General features: G+C 70.6%; 17 protein-coding genes. 6 read left to right on the top strand and 11 right to left on the bottom strand.

Going from position 1 to position 17,874, the window contains the following annotated elements; all coding sequences use genetic code 11:
- The first annotated feature begins 139 nt into the window (after positions 1 to 139).
- Positions 140 to 589 (top strand): cupin domain-containing protein, encoded by a 450-nt coding sequence (locus WMF14_RS00895; protein WP_437798328.1) that lies wholly within the window; start codon positions 140 to 142, stop codon positions 587 to 589.
- Positions 590 to 762: 173 nt separating this feature from the next.
- A complete protein-coding gene (locus tag WMF14_RS00890) occupies positions 763 to 1,311 on the top strand; it encodes a hypothetical protein (RefSeq protein WP_437798327.1) in 549 nt (182 codons plus the stop codon).
- 93 nt (positions 1,312 to 1,404) lie between these two features.
- Here the strand turns inward: WMF14_RS00890 and WMF14_RS00885 are convergent, their stop codons facing one another.
- The 8 genes from WMF14_RS00885 to WMF14_RS00850 form a co-directional block, all read right to left on the bottom strand.
- Entirely contained in the window at positions 1,405 to 2,724 is a 1,320-nt protein-coding gene (locus WMF14_RS00885; protein ID WP_437798326.1) for a hypothetical protein, read from the bottom strand.
- Positions 2,724 to 3,362, bottom strand: coding sequence for a peroxiredoxin (locus WMF14_RS00880; RefSeq protein WP_437798325.1), 639 nt, complete (start codon positions 3,360 to 3,362; stop codon positions 2,724 to 2,726). Before WMF14_RS00880 ends, WMF14_RS00885 begins: the two co-directional genes overlap by 1 nt.
- Positions 3,363 to 3,518: 156 nt before the next feature.
- Complete coding sequence (locus tag WMF14_RS00875) at positions 3,519 to 4,841, bottom strand: S41 family peptidase (RefSeq protein ID WP_437798324.1); 1,323 nt, start codon at positions 4,839 to 4,841, stop codon at positions 3,519 to 3,521.
- Positions 4,842 to 5,236: 395 nt separating this feature from the next.
- A complete protein-coding gene (locus WMF14_RS00870) occupies positions 5,237 to 6,589 on the bottom strand; it encodes an LLM class flavin-dependent oxidoreductase (RefSeq protein WP_437798323.1) in 1,353 nt (450 codons plus the stop codon).
- The gene (locus WMF14_RS00865) at positions 6,586 to 7,374 is read right to left on the bottom strand and encodes an ABC transporter ATP-binding protein (protein WP_437798322.1); all 789 of its coding nucleotides are present in this window, start codon (positions 7,372 to 7,374) and stop codon (positions 6,586 to 6,588) included. The genes WMF14_RS00870 and WMF14_RS00865 overlap by 4 nt, the downstream gene beginning before the upstream one ends.
- Positions 7,350 to 8,258, bottom strand: a complete 909-nt coding sequence (locus tag WMF14_RS00860) for an ABC transporter permease (protein WP_437798321.1) — start codon at positions 8,256 to 8,258, stop codon at positions 7,350 to 7,352. Before WMF14_RS00860 ends, WMF14_RS00865 begins: the two co-directional genes overlap by 25 nt.
- Positions 8,255 to 9,166: an ABC transporter substrate-binding protein gene (locus WMF14_RS00855; protein WP_437798320.1), complete on the bottom strand. Its 912-nt coding sequence runs from the start codon at positions 9,164 to 9,166 to the stop codon at positions 8,255 to 8,257. Before WMF14_RS00855 ends, WMF14_RS00860 begins: the two co-directional genes overlap by 4 nt.
- A 550-nt stretch (positions 9,167 to 9,716) precedes the next feature.
- Entirely contained in the window at positions 9,717 to 10,637 is a 921-nt protein-coding gene (locus WMF14_RS00850) for a LysR family transcriptional regulator (protein WP_437798319.1), read from the bottom strand.
- 234 nt (positions 10,638 to 10,871) lie between these two features.
- On the opposite strand from WMF14_RS00850, the gene WMF14_RS00845 reads away from it, so the two are divergent.
- Positions 10,872 to 11,672 carry a dioxygenase family protein gene (locus WMF14_RS00845; protein ID WP_272097221.1) on the top strand — a complete coding sequence of 267 codons (801 nt, stop codon included), beginning with the start codon at positions 10,872 to 10,874 and terminating at the stop codon, positions 11,670 to 11,672.
- A gap of 21 nt (positions 11,673 to 11,693) precedes the next feature.
- Positions 11,694 to 12,350: a YceI family protein gene (locus WMF14_RS00840; protein ID WP_437798318.1), complete on the top strand. Its 657-nt coding sequence runs from the start codon at positions 11,694 to 11,696 to the stop codon at positions 12,348 to 12,350.
- Between the two features lie 218 nt (positions 12,351 to 12,568).
- Here WMF14_RS00840 and WMF14_RS00835 read toward each other — a convergent pair whose 3' ends face one another.
- The 3 genes from WMF14_RS00835 to WMF14_RS00825 all read right to left on the bottom strand — a co-directional run bounded on the left by WMF14_RS00835 (position 12,569) and on the right by WMF14_RS00825 (position 14,476).
- Positions 12,569 to 12,934 (bottom strand): cupin domain-containing protein, encoded by a 366-nt coding sequence (locus WMF14_RS00835; RefSeq protein ID WP_437804443.1) that lies wholly within the window; start codon positions 12,932 to 12,934, stop codon positions 12,569 to 12,571.
- Positions 12,935 to 13,187: 253 nt separating this feature from the next.
- Positions 13,188 to 13,586, bottom strand: a complete 399-nt coding sequence (locus tag WMF14_RS00830) for a ClpX C4-type zinc finger protein (RefSeq protein WP_437798317.1) — start codon at positions 13,584 to 13,586, stop codon at positions 13,188 to 13,190.
- Between the two features lie 155 nt (positions 13,587 to 13,741).
- The gene (locus WMF14_RS00825) at positions 13,742 to 14,476 is read right to left on the bottom strand and encodes a hypothetical protein (RefSeq protein WP_437798316.1); all 735 of its coding nucleotides are present in this window, start codon (positions 14,474 to 14,476) and stop codon (positions 13,742 to 13,744) included.
- Positions 14,477 to 14,732: 256 nt separating this feature from the next.
- Between WMF14_RS00825 and WMF14_RS00820 the strand changes: the two genes are divergently transcribed.
- Both WMF14_RS00820 and WMF14_RS00815 read left to right on the top strand, forming a co-directional pair.
- A complete protein-coding gene (locus tag WMF14_RS00820; RefSeq protein WP_437798315.1) occupies positions 14,733 to 15,995 on the top strand; it encodes an alpha/beta hydrolase family protein in 1,263 nt (420 codons plus the stop codon).
- A 314-nt stretch (positions 15,996 to 16,309) separates the two neighbouring features.
- On the top strand, positions 16,310 to 17,734 hold the full coding sequence (locus WMF14_RS00815) for a M20 family metallopeptidase (RefSeq protein ID WP_437798314.1): 1,425 nt from the start codon (positions 16,310 to 16,312) through the stop codon (positions 17,732 to 17,734).
- Positions 17,735 to 17,874: the final 140 nt, after the last annotated feature.

Below are 17,874 nucleotides of genomic sequence, written 5' to 3'. Positions count from 1 at the left end.
GCGGCGCGGCGACGTCGGGGCGGCATCGCCCGCGCCTGGTTCCCGGAACCCCATCGACATTTCTGCTCGGCCAGCGAAACGGCGGCGGAGGGCTGCCGTATCCAGCGAGCAGGGCGGCCTGTCGCGACGACCTGTCGCGATGGGCAGACCCGCGCCCGACGCTGCCGTGGAGGATCAACCCATGACTGTCCTGAACATCGCCTCGATCGAGAAGCTCAGCCTGCCCGGGCTCGCCCACCAGACCCTCGCCGGCCCTCGCGACGGCCTCCGGACGCTCGAGGTGTGGATGCAGACCGTTGCGCCGGGCGCGCAAACGCCGCGTCACCGGCACGCATGTGAGGAGGTGATCGTCGTCCTCCGCGGCTCCGGGACATGCGAGATCGATGGAGTGGCCCTCACGTTCGGCCCGGGCTCGACGCTCATCGTACCGGCGAGTGTCCCGCACCAGATCGTGAACACGGGTGAGGAAGAGATGCACGTCGTCGCCGCGCTCGGCGCAGCGCCGGTCACCGTGGAGACGCCTGCCGGCGAACGCATCGAGCTGCCGTGGGATCAGCACCGCTTCGCTGGCAAAAAGTGCGAGGTCTGACATCGATGCCTGTAGGCTGAGCCAGGCCGCCTGTCGCTTTCTGGCGAGGTTGCCTTCGCCGAGCAGCCGGGCGGGCGTGCAGCCTTGTTCTGCCCGGCCGCAGGACGCTGCCTGCACCGGAGCCACGTGAGGCGCCCTGGCTCGTGGCACACGGGTTGCCGTCTGGTGCTGGCATGAAACCGAACACGCTCTTCAAGGTCCTTGTGCTGGTCGCTAGCTTCCCGTTCGCCGCCGGCTGCGCTCTCGGCTCCGAGGAGGAGTCGGCACCGGGGCAACAGTCGCTCGGCGCTTCGTCCGACGCCGAGGGGATCTGGCTCTCCACGAAATACTCCTTCGGGCTCTGCTCCGGCGAGTGCATCACGACGGTCTCCCGCGACGGCGCCGAGCTCTCGCTCAAGGCCTGCACGCACAACCAGGGCTGTCCCCGCTCGAACCTGGCGACGCTGACGGACGAAGGCGCGCGAAAGCTCGACGAGATCGAGGATGCGCTCTCGGGCGTCGCCCTCGACGACCGCTACGGCTGCCCTGACTGCGCCGACGGCGGCGCAACGTCGGTGCACCTGCGCCGCGACGGTCTCGAGACGTCGCACCTCTACGGGTATGCCGAGGCGCCGGCGCCCCTTCTGGCGCTCGATCACCTGGTGGCCGACCTCCGGCTCGGCCTGGACTCCTGCACACCGGGACCGCTCCTGACGCTCTCGCCGGGGTGCACGCCCAAGTGAACGCGCTCGACCGGAGGCTCGGGGCCGGATCGTCTGGGTGAGACCGCCGCCGCCGGAGCCCCGCCCGACCAGCGACGCCCGCCCGAACAGGCGCTAGCCGTCGTCCGGCAGGTAGAGCTTCACGTCGTCGAACTCGGCGGTGCCCTCGTAATAGTTGATGTGCGGATCACCGAAGAAGAAGTGATCCGGGTAGGCCGACCCCGCCGGCCAGGTCTCGAAGGTCTCGCCGAAATCGACCGTCTCGCCGTGGCGCTCCGCCTCGAGCTCGTCGGGGCGCTGGTTGTAGTGCCACGTCACCGGCGGCTCGCGGAAGTCCCTCCGCGCGGCGTACGTCGTGCTGCCGCCGTGGTGGAACCTGCCCGCCGCGGACATCGCATAGCCCCGGCCGTCGCGCTCGACGGTGAATACGTAAGCCTCCCTGTCGAGGTACTTGTCCACGAAGATGGGGCCGTCCTTCCACCCGGCCGCTGTGTACGACGTGAACCCATTTCCGGTCCACGGGCTCCCGAACGCATCGCCGCGGAGCCAGATCATGCTCACATAGCGTGATCCATCCTGCTCGGCCCGGCCGGTCGAGGGGTTCCAGACCGCCGACCAGGGGCCGTCCTCTCCGAAGTTGCTGTCGGTGTCCATCACGACCTTCCGGTGGTGATGGATGAAGACGTTGTTGTGAGGGGCCGGCCGCGGATAATCGGTGACGCAGAGAAAGTAAACACCATTATCGAATATCGCCGACCGCGGCGCGGTGCTGCGATCGCTGAACCGCCACGGGTCGGCCAGCTCGTCCCCGTCGTAGCCGTTGGTCTTGCCCCCGTGCGTCCAGCTGCCCTCGCGCAGGCCGCCGAAGTCGATGTTCGAGACCGTCACCTCCACGCGGTACCGCGGCGGCAGCGGCGCGGTCGAGCGGAGGATCGCGCCGTCGTAATGGCGGGTGGAGACGAGCCTCGCCTTGCCGCCCACCGCCTCGAAGCGGCCGCCTGTCTCGGGGACGCCATCGCGGTCGCTGTCGCGGCCGTACAGCTCGACCGTGAGCCAGCCGCCCTCGCCGTACGTGAAGGATTTCCGGAACGATCGGAACCTCCGCAGCCCTTCCCGGAACACCTCGCCGCCCCGCGCGGAGAAGAACTCACCATCTTCGTCGAAGACGTCGACGTGATAGGGGCTCTCGTCGCCATACCGATCCTCGGTCCACGCCGCGGGCTCCTGGAACGGCGCATCGAAGGTCTCGTGGTGGACGAGCTTCCAGCCGGCGCCGGCGGCCCGCGCCGCCGGCTTCGGCCCGTTGCCGCTCGCCCCGAGCGCCTCGGGCGCGGGCGCGCGCGAGCACGCCGCCGGCAGCACCAGGGCGAGCGCGGCGAGGCGCCGCGTCGACGCGTCGACGCGGCGCCGCGCTCGGGCGGCGCCACGCCGCATCAGCGGTTGGGCTGCGGGGTGAGGCGCAGGTACGGGCGGACGGCGTTGTACCCCTTGGGGAACTTCTGCGCGAGGACGGCGGGGTCCTGGAGCGAGGGGACGATCACCACCTCATCGCCGTCCTTCCAGTTCGCGGGCGTCGCCACGGAGTGGCTGTCCGTGAGCTGGAGCGAGTCGATGAGGCGCAGGATCTCGTCGAAGTTGCGCCCCGTGCTCGCCGGGTACGTGAACGTCGCGCGGATCTTCTTGTTCGGAGCGATGACGAACACCGAGCGCACCGTGAGCGTATCGCTCGCCTGCGGGTGGATCATCCCGTAAAGGCCCGACACCTTCCGGTCCACGTCGGCGAGGATCGGGTAGTTCAGCTTCGTGCGCTGTGTCTCCTCGATATCCACGGACCAGCGCTTGTGCGAGTCGACGTCGTCGACGCTGAGCGCGATGGGCTTCACGCCGCGCTTGTCGAACTCCGCCTTGAGGTTGGCGACCGCGCCGAGCTCGGTCGTGCAGACCGGGGTGAAATCCTTCGGGTGCGAGAACAGGATCACCCACGAGCTCCCGGCCCACTCGTGGAATCGGATGGTCCCGTGCGTGGACTCTTGCTCGAAATCAGGCGCGATGCTTCCGAGTTGCAGGCTCATGACATTCCCTCCTGGCCGCGGCCCAGTCTCCGCTATGGCGGAGGAATCTCCGTCAAGCCGCTCAGCGTGTCAAGCCGGGAGCGGCGGTGTTTCGCGCCGGGGCGCCGCGGGCGCGTTCGACGGCACCGCGCCGCGCTTGGCCGGCGCGGCCGCGCGTCAGAGCGCGCCGACCTCGCGCCGGAGGCCGCGCCACGGGATCTCCCGCGGCGGCGAGGCGCGGCGCTCGCCCGCCCCGTCCGGCTGCGCCGCGGTCGAGCACTCGCCGTGCTCCAGCAGGTGCAGGGCCTCGGCGAGGCACGTCTCGCCCGCGTCGCCGAGCTCTGCGCTGAGCGTGTCGTCGGCGGCGCAGTCGGGGGGGAAGCCATCGTAGAAGTCGCCCTCTTCCTTCGCGTTGAGCACCCGGAACGCGATCGGGTGCACGACCATGTCGCAGTTGTCCCATCCGTACATGCCGACGGGTTTGCCGTGCGTGGTCGAGCCGACGATCTTCACGTCCATGTAGGCGCGCAGGCTGTTGATCAGCGTCTCGCTCGCGGAGGCCGTCCCGCCGGACGTGATGACGACCAGCCGGGACAGGGGGAGCGGCGGCTGGTCGAGATCCTCGAACGTCTCCCGCTTGTCCCAGTCGACGTGCCTGTCGTTGTGCGCGGTGATGTCGAGCAGCGCGCCGGCCTCCGCCGGCCGGTGGATCAGGCTCGCGAGGTGCCTCTCGACGGAGAGGCGCCCACCTCCGTTGTAGCGCAGATCGAGCACGAGCTCGTCGACCTGGCTCTCCCTGAACAGCGCGAAGGCGCTGTCGAGCTCGCTCACCGAAGGCTCGATGAAGGTGGTGAGCATGAGATATCCGACGGTCGCGGAGCCTGCCTGCACGACACGCGGGCTCACGACCGTGGTGATGCCATACCACGCCTTCCGGAGCGCGACCGTGAAGGGGTCGGCGTCCGCGCGCTCGATCGTGAGCGACATCTCGTATCCTTCCTCGTCGGGGCCTGCGAGCTCCTCCCAGAGGTCGTCGCTCACGACCTGCTCGACGTCGATCCCGTTGATCGCCACCACCGCGTCGCCCCGCCGGAGGCCGGCCTCTCCGGCAGGCGAGCCCGGCTGGATCATCGCGAACCGGAGGCTGTTCTCCTGGTCGAAGCTCCACCGCATGCCGAACCCGAGGGTCTGTCCTTCCCGGAAAAACGCGTCGTCGACGCTCTTGCTCGAGATGTAGCTCCAGCGGTCTCGCGGCTCGGTGACGAGATCCACGAGCAGCGCCTCGGGCGAGGGATACGCCCGGTAGTCCACGTCGGGTACGGTGTCGTACCAGAGATAGGCGTCCTTCATCAGCTCGAACAGGAACTGGTTCTGTCCCTGCGGTGAGCAGTCTGCCTTTGGCTCTGGATCACCGTCCGAGGCGGTACAGCCTCCCATCGCGGCGGCGGCCAGCGCGAGGGTGCATGTGGAGAGGACCGCGACGAGCTTCGAGGCGACCATGCGCCCCAGCACACCACGAAACGGAAAGGGCGAGCAACGGGGTTGGGTTGGCGGTTCGACCCGACCGGGGTTGGGTTCGCGATCCCCGATCCCCGACCGGGGTTGGGTTCAGCGTAATCCACCTCACTCCACCACCGACCAGATCCCGACCGGGGTTGAGGTTCAGATCCGGACTGGGGTTGAGGTTCAGCCGCTTCCGACCGGGGTTGCGGCTCAGCCACCAACGTAATTCATCTCACCTGGCCGCCGACCAGATCCAGCCACCAACGTAATTCATCTCACTTGGCCGCCGACCAGATCCCGACCGGGGTTGAGGTTCGCTCGCTCCGAGCGGGATTGCGGCTCACCGGGGTTGCAGCTCACCCAACCGTGGTTGAGGCCAAATGCAATCCATCTCACTCTGCCGCCGCGACCAGATCCCGACCGGGGTTGAGGTTTGCCGGCCTCGGCAGCCCATAGTTGTCCCGCAACGTCTGCCCCGTATATTCCGTCCGGAACAGCCCGCGCTTCTGCAGGATCGGGACCACGTGCTCGACGAACGCCTCGAGCCCCGACGGCAACACCGGCGGCATCACGTTGAAGCCGTCGGCCGCCCCCTGCTCCCACCAGTGCTGGATCGCGTCCGCCACCTGCTCGGGCGCGCCGGCGAACGTCCGGTGGCCTCGGCCGCCGCCCAGCCGCCCGATGAGCTGGCGCACCGTCAGCCGCTCCCGCCGCGCCAGGCTCACGATCAGCGTGTAACGGCTCTTCGCCCCCTCGATCTGATCCTCGCTCGGAAGATCCCGCGGCAGCTCCGCGTCGAGGTCGAGATCCTCCGGCTTCACCCGCAGCGTCTGCGCGAGCTGCCGCTTGGCATACTCCGGCTTGATGAGCCGATCGAGCTCCGCGTCGAGCGCGTGCGCCTCCGCCTCGGTGGCGCCGATGACCGGCACGATCCCCGGCAAGATCTTGATCGACCCCGGATCGCGCCCCAGCGCGCGCGCACGCCCCTTCAGATCGACATAGAACCGCTGCGCGTCCTCCAGCGTCTGCTGCGCCGTGAACACCGCCTCCGCGTACCGCGCCGCCAGCTCCTTGCCGTCATCCGAAGAGCCGGCCTGCACGAGCAGCGGGTACCCCTGCGGCGACCGCGGCACGTTGAGCGCCCCCTCGACCTTGAAGTACCGCCCAACATGCCGCGGCGGGTAGATCTTGTGGTCATCACCCCAGACGCCGGTTTCCTTGTCGCCGAGCGGCGCGTCGTCGCCCCAGCTGTCCCACAGCTTCAGCGACACATCGATGAACTCCGCCGCCCGCGCGTACCGGTCGCTGTGCGCCGGCAGCTCGTCCAGGTTGAAGTTGCGCGCCGCGTCCACGCCCGCCGTCGTGACGATGTTCCAGCCCGCCCGACCCCCGCTGAGGTGGTCCAGCGAGGCGAACCGCCGGGCCAGGTTGAACGGCTCGTTGTACGTCGTCGAGGCGGTCGCGATCAGCCCGATGTGCTCGGTCACCCCAGCGAGCGCCGCGAGGAGCACCGTCGGCTCGAGCGTCCCGGCCGGCCTCCGGCCCACGTTGTTCCACAGCACCGGGCTGTCGGCGAGGAACACCGAGTCGAGCTTCCCCCGCTCCGCGATGCGGGCCAGGTTCTTGAAGTGCGCGACGCTCGTGTTCGCGAACGGATCGCTCTCCGGCAAGCGCCACGAGGCCTCGTGGTGGCCGACGCTCATGAGAAACGCGTTGAGATGCAGCTGTCCGGGTCGTTGGGTCACGGGGAACTCCGTTCCAGTTCAGGGTTCGAGTCAGGATCTCCGGCAGCGGCCGCGCCCGGCGCGACGCCCAGCGCCGAGAGCAGCGACTCGCGGTGGGCGAGGAACCGCGGATCGCGCAGCGGGCGCGGCGCCGGCAGATCGATCCGCCGCTCCTCGGCGATGCGGCCGCCTTCGAGCACCAGCACCCGATCGGCGAGCGCGATCGCCTCGTCGACGTCGTGGGTGACCAGCAGCACGGCCGGCCGGTGCCGCGCGCACAGCTCGCGCAGGAGGTCGTGCATGCGCCCGCGGGTCAGCGCGTCGAGCGCGCCGAACGGCTCGTCGGCCAGCACGAGCTCCGGATCGCGCACCAGCGACCGCGCCAGCGCCACCCGCTGCTGCTCGCCGCCGGACAGCTCGACCGGCCACGCGCGCTCCCGCCCGGCGAGCCCCACCTCCGCGAGCGCGTCCAGGCCGCGCTCCCGGGCCTGCGGCACATCGAGCCCCAGGATCACGTTGTCGAGCACCCGCGCCCACGGCAGGAGCCGCGTGTCCTGGAACACGACCGCCCGGTTGTCCGGCACGTGCAGCTCGCCCGAGCCGGTCACCTCGTCGTCCAGCTCGGCGATCGCCCGCAGCAGCGTGCTCTTGCCCGATCCGCTGCGGCCGAGCAGCGCCACGAACTCGCCCCGCTCGATCGTGAGGTCGATCCCGTCGAGCACCACGCGGGCACCGAAGCGGCGGACCAGGCCGCGGATCCGCACCGTGGGCGGTGCCGCCGTCAGCCGGCCAGGATGCGGCGCCATGACAGGGCCTTTCGCTCGATGAGCCGCACGGCCGAGTCGGAGGCCAGGCCGAACAGCCCGTACACGACGAGGCCGAGGAGGATGATCTCCGTCTGCCCGTACGAGCGCGCCAGCGACATCATGTAACCGATGCCGCTCGTGGCGTTGATCTGCTCGACAACGACGAGCGCCAGCCACGCGCCGGTCACCGCCAGCCGGAGGCCCATCAGGAAGCCCGGCAGCGCCCCAGGCAACGCCACCTTCCGGATGAACTGCCACCTCGTCAGGCGGACCGTCTCGGCCAGCTCCACGTAGCGCGCGTCGATGGTGCGCAGCGCCGCGTGGGTGTGGACGTAGACAGGGATGACGACGCCGAGGGCGATGGTGAGCACCTTCATCTGCTCGCCGATGCCGAACCAGAGGATCAGCAGCGGGATGAGCGCCAGCGTCGGGATCGCGCGCTTGATCTGCACCGGCCCGTCGAGCAGGGCCTCGCCGACGCGCGTCAGCCCGGCGAGGAGCGCCAGCACCGTGCCCAGGCCAGCCCCGAGCGCGAGCCCCAGGAAAGCCCGCTGCGCCGACGTGAGCAGGTTGGCCTGGAGCCGCCCGTCGGCGATCAGCTCGTGGGCCGTGGTCACCACGGTCCACGGCGCGGAGAGCACGCGCGCGTCGAGCGCGCCCGTCGCCGAGGCGACGGTCCAGAGCGCGAGCAGCAACGCCGGGCCGAGCGCGAGGCCGTACGGGATGCGCCGCCCCGGGCCCAGGCGGCGCCGCAAGCGGCGGCCGGACAGGCGGCGACCGGTCGGCGCGCCGGACGGCGGCGCGGAGAGATCCGCGGTCGCGGTGAGATCCGGGAAGCTGGCGAGGCGCGGCGAGGCGGCGCTCGTGGGCAGTGCGGTCGTCATGGAGTGCTCCTGTCGGCCGTCGCCGGCCTGTCCGTCGGTCCGGCGCCCTCGGCGGCGCCGGCCACCTCCGCTCCGATCGTCTGGAATCGGAGGTCGAAGATCGTCCTGGCCTCGAACCGCTTCTGGCCGGAGGCCTCGGCGAGCAGGTCCGCTGTCTCCTGCGTCAGCGCGATCGCCTCGGACCAGTCGCCCGGAACCTGCGGCTTGCCGGCGGCCTCGATGAGGAAGCGCCCTTCCCTGGCCGAGAGGCCCTGGTCCTTGACGTAGTACGCCTCGATCCACGCCTCCGGGTGCGCATAGGCCCACAGCTGGGCCTTGGCCCGCCACCTGGCGTAGTCGACCAGGGCGGCCGCCTTGTGAGCGTCCTTGAGCGCCTCGGCGCGCACGTAAAGGAAGCCGAGGTTGTCGCGGACGCCGTGCGTGATCGACGAGGCGCCCTCGGCGCGGTACTCGTTGAGATAACGCAGCAGGGTGACGCCGGACAGCGGCGCGACGTCGACCTGGCGGCTGGTGAGCGCCTCCTTGAACTCGGTGCTCGCGAGCCGGACGAGCGTGACGTCCTTCTGCGACAGCCCGACCTTCTTCAACACGCGCAGCACGAGCGCGCCCTGGGCCTGCCCCGGCGAATAGGCGATCTTCTTGCCGCGGAGATCGTCAATGGACGCGACCCGCGCGCCCGGCGCGGTGGCCAGCTCGTAGATCGGCTTCTCCCTGACCTGCACGGTGACGATCTTCACGTCGAGCCCGGTGAACGTGGCGTGGATGGGCGGCGTATCGCCGACCGCGCCCGCGTCGAGCACGCCGGCGCGGAACGCCTCGACGGTCTGCGGTCCTCCGCTGATGTTCTGCCAGTCGACGCGGAACGGGAGCTTGTCGATGTCGCCGGAGAGCTGGAGTTGCTTCTGCACCGTCGGATCACCGATGCTGAGCCGCGTCTCGCGCGGGATCTCGGCCGGGATCGGGGCGTCCGGGGCGAGCGTGGCAGCGGCGCTCGCCTGGCCGTCGCGCTTGCACCCGGACGACGCGATCAGCGCAGAGAGCGCCGCGAGCGTCGCGAGTGAGCGAATCCTGTCGATGAACGAGCGCAGATGGACCTCGGTGCGCGGCTGGAAGCGGTACCGTTTCGCTGCTGCCCAGGCGCCGCCCCGCCCGCCGCCCAGCCGGCGGCGGAGAGGAGCGCTCAGGAGACCCCGGGATGGGCCTCACCGAGCCGATGGCTCGCGGTCCGTCCTCGGGAGCGTCTCGCCATGACCAGCAACGCCCATGCCGCCGCGCCGCTCGCCCTGGGGACGGCGCGGTCCAGCGGCCTGCGCCCGCCGTCGCGCGGCGCCCGCCGGCGGCGGGACGGCCGGGCCGCGGCCGCGCTGCTTCCCCAGCAACAGCCGGTGGTGATCCGCTGCTCCGGCGCGAGCACGGCCGGCTCCCTCCGGCGGGAGCGAGCGCGGCGGGGGCGGCCCGCTACCGCGCGGCGGCGGAGGCCTCGCGCCGCCCCTGGACGCCGAACGCGTCGAGCAGGTAGTCGCGGAAGGCGCGGATCTTGGACGGCAGGAAGCGCGTCCCCGGGTGAACGAGGTACAGGGAGGCGGCGCCGTGGATCGCGTAGTCCTTGAGCACCGGCACGAGCCGCTTCGCGTCGAGGTCGCCCCGCACGTTGATCGCGGGGACCAGCGCGATCCCGCCCCCGGCCAGCGCGACCTCGCGGCAGAAGGAGAAATCGGAGGCCGAGATCGCCGCGCGCACCCGCAGCTCCGCGCGATCGCGGCCGTCGCGCGCCGAGAGCGCGATCGTCGCGTGCCCGCGCGCGGTCTGGGCGAGCAGCAGCCGGTGCCCCGCGAGGTCCTCGGGCCGTCGCACCGCCCCGTGCTTGCGGAGGTAGGACGGCGCCGCGAACAGGCCAACCTCGATGTGCTGCAGCTTGTGGGCGATGAGCGACGAGTCCGGGAGGCTCGCGGTCGCGCGCAGGGCCACGTCGACCTGGTGGGCGTCGAAGTCGAGGAGCGCCTCGGTGAGCAGCAGCTCCAGCGAGATCTCGGGGAAGCGCTCCGCGAAGCCGGCCGAGAGCGGCGCCAGGATGCTCAGCCCGAGATCGAACGGCGCCGTCACCCGCAGGTGCCCGCGCGGCCTCGAGCGCGCCTGCTGCACCGCCACGTTCGCGTCCTCCAGCAGCTCGAGCGCCCGCCCGACGCGCATCCGGTAGGCGACGCCGTCCTCGGTCGCCTGCACGAGCCGCGGGCTGCGGCGGAGCAGCTCCACCCCGAGCGCGTGCTCCAGGCGCGTGATGCGGCGGCTGACGCTGCCCTTCGTCTCGCCCAGCGTCTTCGCGGCCGCCGTGATCGACCCGAGGTCGACCACCAGGCAGAAGGCCCGCAAATCGCTCACATTCGCGTCGATCGTTTCCGTTTTGGCAACCTGGTGTTTCATTGCAGGGTCATTGTACCACTCCTGGAAACGACCTAGGGTGAGCGCGACATGGATCGCCGGGCTGCATTGAGGCTCCTCCTTGCCGCGGGCGGGGCCGTACCGTTCGCCGGCGCGTGCGGGCGCTCGACGTCGACAGCGCCCGGCCCGGCTCCGGCGTCGAGCTCCACATCCACCGCGGCCGAGAGAGGTTCGATGTCCGACACCCAGCACAAGGCGCGCGAGGGGCGCATGCCGGCCCTGTTCCTCGCGCACGGCTCTCCCTTCCTTCTCGACGATCGCGCGTGGGTCGCCGAGCTCGCCGCCTGGGCGCAGGCGGTGCCGCGCCCCACGGCGATCCTCATGATCTCGGCGCACTGGGTGGACGCGCCGGTCACGCTCGGCGCCACCGAGACCGTGCCCCTCGTCTACGACTTCTACAACTTCCCCGAGAAGTACTATCGGGTGGAGTACCCCGCGCCCGGCGCCCCCGCGCTCGCGCGGCGCGTCCGGGAGCTGCTCGGCCCGCTGGGGCCGGTCGCCGAGGCTCCTCGCCGCGGGCTCGATCACGGCGCCTATGTGCCGCTCGTCTGCATGTACCCGGGCGCGGATGTCCCGGTGCTCCAGATCTCTTTGCCGACGCTCTCTCCAGCTCCGCTCCTCGAGATGGGGAGAGCGCTCGCCCCGCTCCGTGACGAGGGGGTGTTGATCGTCGGCAGCGGTTTCTTGACCCATAACCTCCGCGCGGCAGACTGGCGCGGAGATGCGGTCGCGCAGCCCTGGGCCACGGAGTTCGACGCATGGTGCGCCGAGGTCCTCTCGCGCCGCGACGTGGGCGCGCTCGTCGAGTACCGCGCCCGCGCGCCGGGAGTGCGGATGGCGCTCCCGACCCACGAGCATTTCGTGCCGGTCGTCGCCGCCATGGGGGCGTCGATCGACGTGAGCGAGCCTGTGCAGTTCCCCATCACGGGGCTCACCTATGGCTCGTTCACGAGACGTTCTGTGCAGTTTGGCTGACAGATAAGGAGATTGTCTCTCATGTTCACCGCTCGTTTCGCTCGCATCGCCCTCCCCGCCGCGCTCTTGCTCTCGCTCGCGGGGTGCGAAGATCCGACCAAGGACAAGCCCAAGGCGACCATCTCGACCGCCGCGCCCGCGCAGACCCAGGCCGCCGCGCCCGCGGGCCCCGCCGAGACGCTGCCCATCGACGCGGCCGCCTCGACCATCGGCTTCGTCGGCTCGAAGGTCACGGGCAAACACGAGGGCAAATTCGAGAAGGTCTCGGGCTCGATCACGCTCGCCGGCGGCAAGGCCGCGGGCGGCAAGCTCACCATCGAGGCCGACGCGTCGTCGGTGAAGACCGACGCCGAGAAGCTCGACGGCCACCTCAAGTCGCCGGACTTCTTCGACGTCGAGAAGTACCCGAAGGCGACGTTCACCTCGACCGAGATCAAGGCCGGCGGCGAGAACGGCGCGACGCACACCGTCACCGGCGAGCTCGATCTGCACGGCGTGAAGAAGACCATCACCTTCCCGGCGACCATCACCGAGGGCGCCGACGCCGTCTCGGGCAGCGCCGAGTTCGTGATCAACCGCAAGGATTTCGGCATCGTCTATCCGGGCAAGCAGGACGATCTGATCCGCGACGACGTGCTGCTGAAGCTCTCGCTCAAGGCGCCCCGCAAGCAGGGCTGAGCGCCGGCCGAACACCGGGCGGATGGCGGAGGCGCCAACCCGAGCTCCCGGGGGCGAGGGTCGAGGGTCGACGGTAGGACATGCCGTATCTCCAGAGCGCGTTCCTGAGGAATGCTATCCGACGATCCACTGCAGCAGGTGCAGCAACTTCATAGCTCGCCGTCGAACGCCCGCTGCACCTCTTCCGGTAGCGGAGAAACGCCAGCCCTTCTGCCGCTTCATCGCACCTCACCGGGGAGCAGCTCAATCCCGAAGCGCGCCGCAATCGACGCCAATTTCTCAGGATCGGGCGGCGCCATCCCCACGGGTAGCGTGAGCGCACGGGCCGGCTCGCCGAGCGCTGCGAGGAACGCATCGAAGCCGGCAGGAGCGGCGAGCACCAGCCACCGCGCCGGGCCGTCATCGGAGACCCGGTACGTGTGCGGTACGTCGCGGACAGCGAGCACGACGCTGCCGGCCGGCGCCTCGATCGCCACGCCCGGCTGGTGGATCGTCATCCGGCCGTCGAGCACGACGAAGACCTCGTCCTCGCGTCGGTGCCGGTGGAGTGGGACCGTATCGTCGGGCCCACCGTGCAACTCCACCACACAGAGGCGCCCGCCTGTCGCGGCTCCCGCAATCCGGATGAACACCAGATTGTTCAGAAACCAGAGCGCGTCCTGTGAGGTACCCACGCAGCTTTGTATGTCAGCTCGGCGCCACACGGTCCAGCGGGCGGCGCACCCCGGCCGCTGATGATCCTGGCAGCGCCACGCACCATCCTGGAGCTCCGCGAATGGCAGACGGCCGTGTTCAAGGATGTCTCTATTCGTCGGCGCACAATCTGGGCGGATCAGTTCACCGAGGTTCCTCGCGGAGGATCTCCATGCAGAGACGCACGCAGGCACTGCAGATGTTGATCCGGCCGCCCCCTAACAGCGCGGGCACATCGACCAGCGAACGCTTGCAGAACGCGCACGCAAGATGCGGGTCCCGATAGCTGAGCCCTGTCCGCGTCTTGCTCGGCTCGCCGTCCTCCCAGAATCGCCACCAGGGGCGCCATCCGAGGACATTATGGCGGCGAAGACGGCGGGCACATTCGTGAACGCAAGCGCTGCAAATGCTGACATCAGCGGCAGCGATGAGGCGCTCGAGGACGGCCACCCCGCGTCGACAGAACGAACACGGAGAACGCGCCTCAGCGACGCCGTCGCTGGCTGCCGCTCTGTCCGACAGGTCAATCCAGATGCCCGACATACCAACAAGCTCTCATCACCCCTCGAGCTGTAGCCTGTCATCATCGGGCCACAGTTCATCGTGCGGTTCCATCGTGAAGAGGAACAGCGGCTGGTGAAGAGCTCAACGCGCTCCTCCCGCGTCAGGCCATCGCCCTCTTCGATGCATCAGCAGCGTCACATTGGCTCCTGTTCTCGCAGGCGAAACACCTCCTCCATGCGGGCATGGAGCAGCCTCTTGGCGTCGTCACGAAGCGGCTCACCATGGGCGCTGATGAGATGGTGAAACGGCAGGTCGGCGAGGCGGCGAAAATCAGAAACGTCGGGAGCGCACGCCTCTCGCCAGGTCGCCGGGATGTTCGCAACGCCGATCAACCCTTGGGCGACGAACAGCGCGCCCGTTTCATCGGAAAAGAAGGCATCGACGTGTGACCAGTTCTGGACAGCGTCGCACGTAATGAGGATTCCGCCCTCCCGCGGGAGCAAAACGGCGGCTTCCGGGAACCGCGCCGTCGTGAACACGAACACGATGCCTCCGTGCGCCGGGAACGGGCCTCCTGCTGAGAGCGCTCGGTCGGCAGGTCGGCCATCGGCCGCCACGGCCTCGGGAAGCGCCCACAGGGTGGCGCCGTAGCGGTCACGGTAGAAGGGGTCGTCTCGACCGTGGAATGCACCGAGCCGCACGATGTGGCGGACCTGGCCGAGGGCGTCGAGCTGGCGCAGCCCTTCCTCGGTCAGGCGCACGGTGTTCACGAGCGTGAGCTCTCGGTCCTGTCGGAGCACGGTCATCGTGCGGCTCGTCTGGAGATCGATCCCGGCGTGGTGAGTCCTGTTCGTACCCACGACGTAAAAGATCTCTGGGAATGCGTTCTGAACCTCGCCATGCGGCCATGCGGGGCTGTGCTCGAACATCTGGAATGTCTCCACACGGTCGCGGCGTCGCGGCTCCTCAAGAAAGAGTAGCCCCGCCTCGTACCGCCGTCGCGGGTCTGCCGGATGCGCCGCCAACTCGTCGCGGCCACGCCTCCTGAACTGCCCGCATGGTGCCGATACTACAGGGGTCTGCGGCTTCTGTCAGGCCGACGTTCGCGTCTGCCGAGCGCGCTCGAACGCGCCACGATCGTGCTCGCCGCGCCGGTCTCGGCCAGGGCGTGAGAACGATGTGCGCATGTTCCACAGCGACGTCTCTCGACACGCCCTCTGCCTGCTCGCCGCCTTCTCCGCCTCCACGCTCGTCGCCGGCTGCGCCGATGACGAGGCCTTGCCGCCGCACGAAGGCGAGCCGACCTGCACCGGCTGGGGCGACGAGGCGCCCGCCGACGGCGTCCTCGAGCTGCCCCGACCGACCGGCCCGCACCCGGTCGGCACGCAGATCCGCGCCCTCACCGACAGCGCGCGTGGAGAAGAGGCGACGGAGGATCCCGACGACCGCCGCGAGCTCGTGGTGCAGCTCTTCTACCCGGCCGATCCTTGCGGCGCAGGGCAGCTCGCGCCGTACCTGTCGCCGGAGGAAGGCGACAGCCGCCGTACGACCGGCGGCCTCCCGATCGAGGACGGCTTCGAGGCGAGCATCGTCACGCACGCGCGCGTGGGCGTGCCGCTGGCCGAAGACGGCGCGCCGCTCCCGGTGCTCCTCTTCTCGCACGGGTTCGGGATGCTCCGCGCCGACTACACGAGCCTCCTCGAGGACCTGGCGAGCCACGGCTTCGTGGTGGCCGCCATCAGCCACACCTACGACACCGAGCTCACGGTGTTCCCCGACGGCCGCGCGGTGCCCTTCGGCTCGGTCGTCCTGACGCCGGCGATGGACGCGTCGGAGGAGGAGATCGAGGCCTTTTCTCAGGCGATGAACGAGCACGTCGCTGTCTGGGTCGACGACGCGCGCTTCGTGCTCGACGAGCTCACGGCCGCCGCGCAGGACGACCCGGGCGGCCTGCTCACGGGCCGGCTCGACCTCGAGCGGGTCGGCGTGCTCGGCCACTCCTACGGCGGCGCGATGGCCGCCGAGGCGTGCGCCCGCGACGACCGCTTCGACGCCGGCCTCGACATCGACGGCAGCCTCTTCGGGCCGCAGAACGGCGCCGGCGGCAGGAGCCTCGCGCAGCCCTTCTTCATCATGCTCGCGGCGGACCACCCCGACGATGCGAGCATCGACGAGACCTACGGCGCGCTGAACGGGCAGGCCTACCGGGCGCGGGTCGAAGACACCGCCCACCTCACGTTCTCGGACCTGCCGCTCGTCGTCGAGCACTTCCTCGGCGAGGGCGTACTCCCGGAGCTGCTCGGCACGCTCGATCCGGCCCGCGCGGTCGAGATCACGAACGCGTACACGCGCGCCTTCGTCCAGGCGCACGTGCGCGGCGACGCGGCCCCGCTGCTCGACGGCCCGTCGCCGGAGTACCCGGAGGTGACCTTCGAGAAGCGGCCCTGACGCCCCGCGGGCCCGCTGAGCCCGCCCGTCCACGCGCCGCGCCCGCCGGCCCCGCGCACCCCCATCCACGCGCCGCGTTCGCCGGCCCCGCGCCCGCCCATCCACGCGCCGCGCCCGCCGGCCCCACGCACGCCCATCCAGGCGCCGCGCCCGTCCGCCGCCCCCGCGCCCGCCCGCCGGCCCCAGGCTCCTCGCCTCGGCGCTCTGGAAGGTTGAAGATGTCACTCCCCCATGTCCGGGGTACACCCAGGTCGTGGGCGCTGTAGAGTCGGTCCCCGGAGATCGCCGCCGTCCTCAAGCCCCTGGAGAGGTTCATGCTGACGAAGCTCAACGAGCGTGAAGCCGTCGCGTCCTGCGAGCGCTGCTGGGAGCACGAGATCGTCCCCGCGCTGCACGACTACATCCGCATCCCCAACAAGTCGCCCGCCTTCGACCCCGCCTGGCGCGAGAACGGCCACATGGACAGGGCGGCGTCGCTCATCGCGGCCTGGTGCGAGGCGCAGCCGATCCCCGGGCTCACCGTGGAGGTGGTGCGCATCGGGAACCGCACGCCGGTGATCCTGATGGAGGTGCCGGGCACGCGCGACGACACGGTGCTCCTCTACGGGCACCTCGACAAGCAGCCCGAGATGACGGGGTGGCGCGAGGGGCTCGGCCCCTGGGAGCCTGTGCGCGAGGGCGACAAGCTCTACGGCCGCGGCGGCGCCGACGACGGCTACTCGGCCTTCGCGTCGCTCGCGGCGCTGCGCCTGCTGCACGAGCAGGGGATCCCGCACGCGCGCTGCGTGGTGCTCATCGAGGGCTGCGAGGAGAGCGGCAGCCCGGACCTGCCGGCCTACATCGACGCGCTCGCGGGGCGCATCGGCAAGCCGAGCCTCGTCGTGTGCCTCGACTCCGGCTGCGGCAACTACGACCAGCTCTGGACCACGACGTCGCTCCGCGGGCTGCTCCAGGGCACGCTCGACGTGAACATCCTGCGCGAGGGCGTCCACTCGGGCGTGGGCAGCGGCGTGGTGCCCTCGAGCTTCCGGATCCTGCGGCAGCTCCTGTCGCGCATCGAGGACGAGCGGACCGGGCGCGTCCTCGTGGACGCGCTGCACGTGCAGATCCCGGAGGAGCGCGCGGCGCAGGCGCGGGCCGCGGCCGATGTGCTGGGCGCGTCGGTCGTGAGCGAGCTGCCGTGGGTGAAGGGCGCGCGCCCGGTGACCGGCGACACGGCGGAGCTCCTCCTGAACCGCACCTGGCGCCCCGCGCTCTCCGTGACGGGCGCCGACGGCCTGCCGCCCATCGCCAGCGCGGGCAACGTGCTGCGCCCGTTCACGAAGGCGAAGCTCTCGATGCGCCTCCCGCCGCGCCTCGACCCGAGGAAGGCGGCGACGGCCCTGAAGGAGGCGCTGGAGAAGGACCCGCCGTACGGCGCGGAGGTCCGGTTCCACGTGAGCGAGCCGTCGGCCGGATGGGACGCGCCGGCGACGGCGCCCTGGCTCGAAGCGGCGGTGCGCAAGGCGTCGAAGACGTTCTTCGACCGGCCGGCGATGGGGATCGGCGAGGGCGGGACGATCCCGTTCATGGCGATGCTCGGAGAGAAGTTCCCGGAGGCGCAGTTCCTGATCACCGGCGTGCTCGGGCCGCAATCGAACGCGCACGGCCCGAACGAGTTCCTGCACCTCGGCATGGGGAAGAAGCTGACCTGCTGCGTGGCGAGCGTGATCGCGGACCACGCGGCACGCGCGCGCTGAGGGGCGCGGCGGCGCGCTTCGTAGACGCGCGCGCGTCCGCGGCGGGACAGACGCGCGCGTCCATGGCGGGGGCGGCCGCGAACGGGAGCTCGCGCGCGCCGCCCGTCGACACACCGTTGACACACCGCCGGGATCGCCGT

The sequence above is a fragment of the Sorangium sp. So ce693 genome, from assembly GCF_051521375.1.
Lineage (GTDB): Bacteria > Myxococcota_A > Polyangia > Polyangiales > Polyangiaceae > Sorangium > Sorangium atrum.
The sequence above is the reverse complement of the archived record's forward strand: the minus strand, read 5'-3'. Positions and strand labels throughout refer to the sequence as shown.

Excerpts from the sequence above, each read along its gene's own strand:
- WMF14_RS00895 (WP_437798328.1), top strand. The coding sequence starts at position 140 with ATGGGCAGACCCGCGCCCGACGCTGCCGTGGAGGATCAACCCATGACT.
- WMF14_RS00890 (WP_437798327.1), top strand. The coding sequence starts at position 763 with ATGAAACCGAACACGCTCTTCAAGGTCCTTGTGCTGGTCGCTAGCTTC.
- WMF14_RS00885 (WP_437798326.1), bottom strand. The coding sequence starts at position 2,724 with ATGCGGCGTGGCGCCGCCCGAGCGCGGCGCCGCGTCGACGCGTCGACG.
- WMF14_RS00880 (WP_437798325.1), bottom strand. The coding sequence starts at position 3,362 with ATGAGCCTGCAACTCGGAAGCATCGCGCCTGATTTCGAGCAAGAGTCC.
- WMF14_RS00875 (WP_437798324.1), bottom strand. The coding sequence starts at position 4,841 with ATGGTCGCCTCGAAGCTCGTCGCGGTCCTCTCCACATGCACCCTCGCG.
- WMF14_RS00865 (WP_437798322.1), bottom strand. The coding sequence starts at position 7,374 with ATGGCGCCGCATCCTGGCCGGCTGACGGCGGCACCGCCCACGGTGCGG.
- WMF14_RS00860 (WP_437798321.1), bottom strand. The coding sequence starts at position 8,258 with ATGACGACCGCACTGCCCACGAGCGCCGCCTCGCCGCGCCTCGCCAGC.
- WMF14_RS00845 (WP_272097221.1), top strand. The coding sequence starts at position 10,872 with ATGTCCGACACCCAGCACAAGGCGCGCGAGGGGCGCATGCCGGCCCTG.
- WMF14_RS00840 (WP_437798318.1), top strand. The coding sequence starts at position 11,694 with ATGTTCACCGCTCGTTTCGCTCGCATCGCCCTCCCCGCCGCGCTCTTG.
- WMF14_RS00830 (WP_437798317.1), bottom strand. The coding sequence starts at position 13,586 with ATGTCGGGCATCTGGATTGACCTGTCGGACAGAGCGGCAGCCAGCGAC.
- WMF14_RS00825 (WP_437798316.1), bottom strand. The coding sequence starts at position 14,476 with ATGTTCGAGCACAGCCCCGCATGGCCGCATGGCGAGGTTCAGAACGCA.
- WMF14_RS00820 (WP_437798315.1), top strand. The coding sequence starts at position 14,733 with ATGTTCCACAGCGACGTCTCTCGACACGCCCTCTGCCTGCTCGCCGCC.
- WMF14_RS00815 (WP_437798314.1), top strand. The coding sequence starts at position 16,310 with ATGCTGACGAAGCTCAACGAGCGTGAAGCCGTCGCGTCCTGCGAGCGC.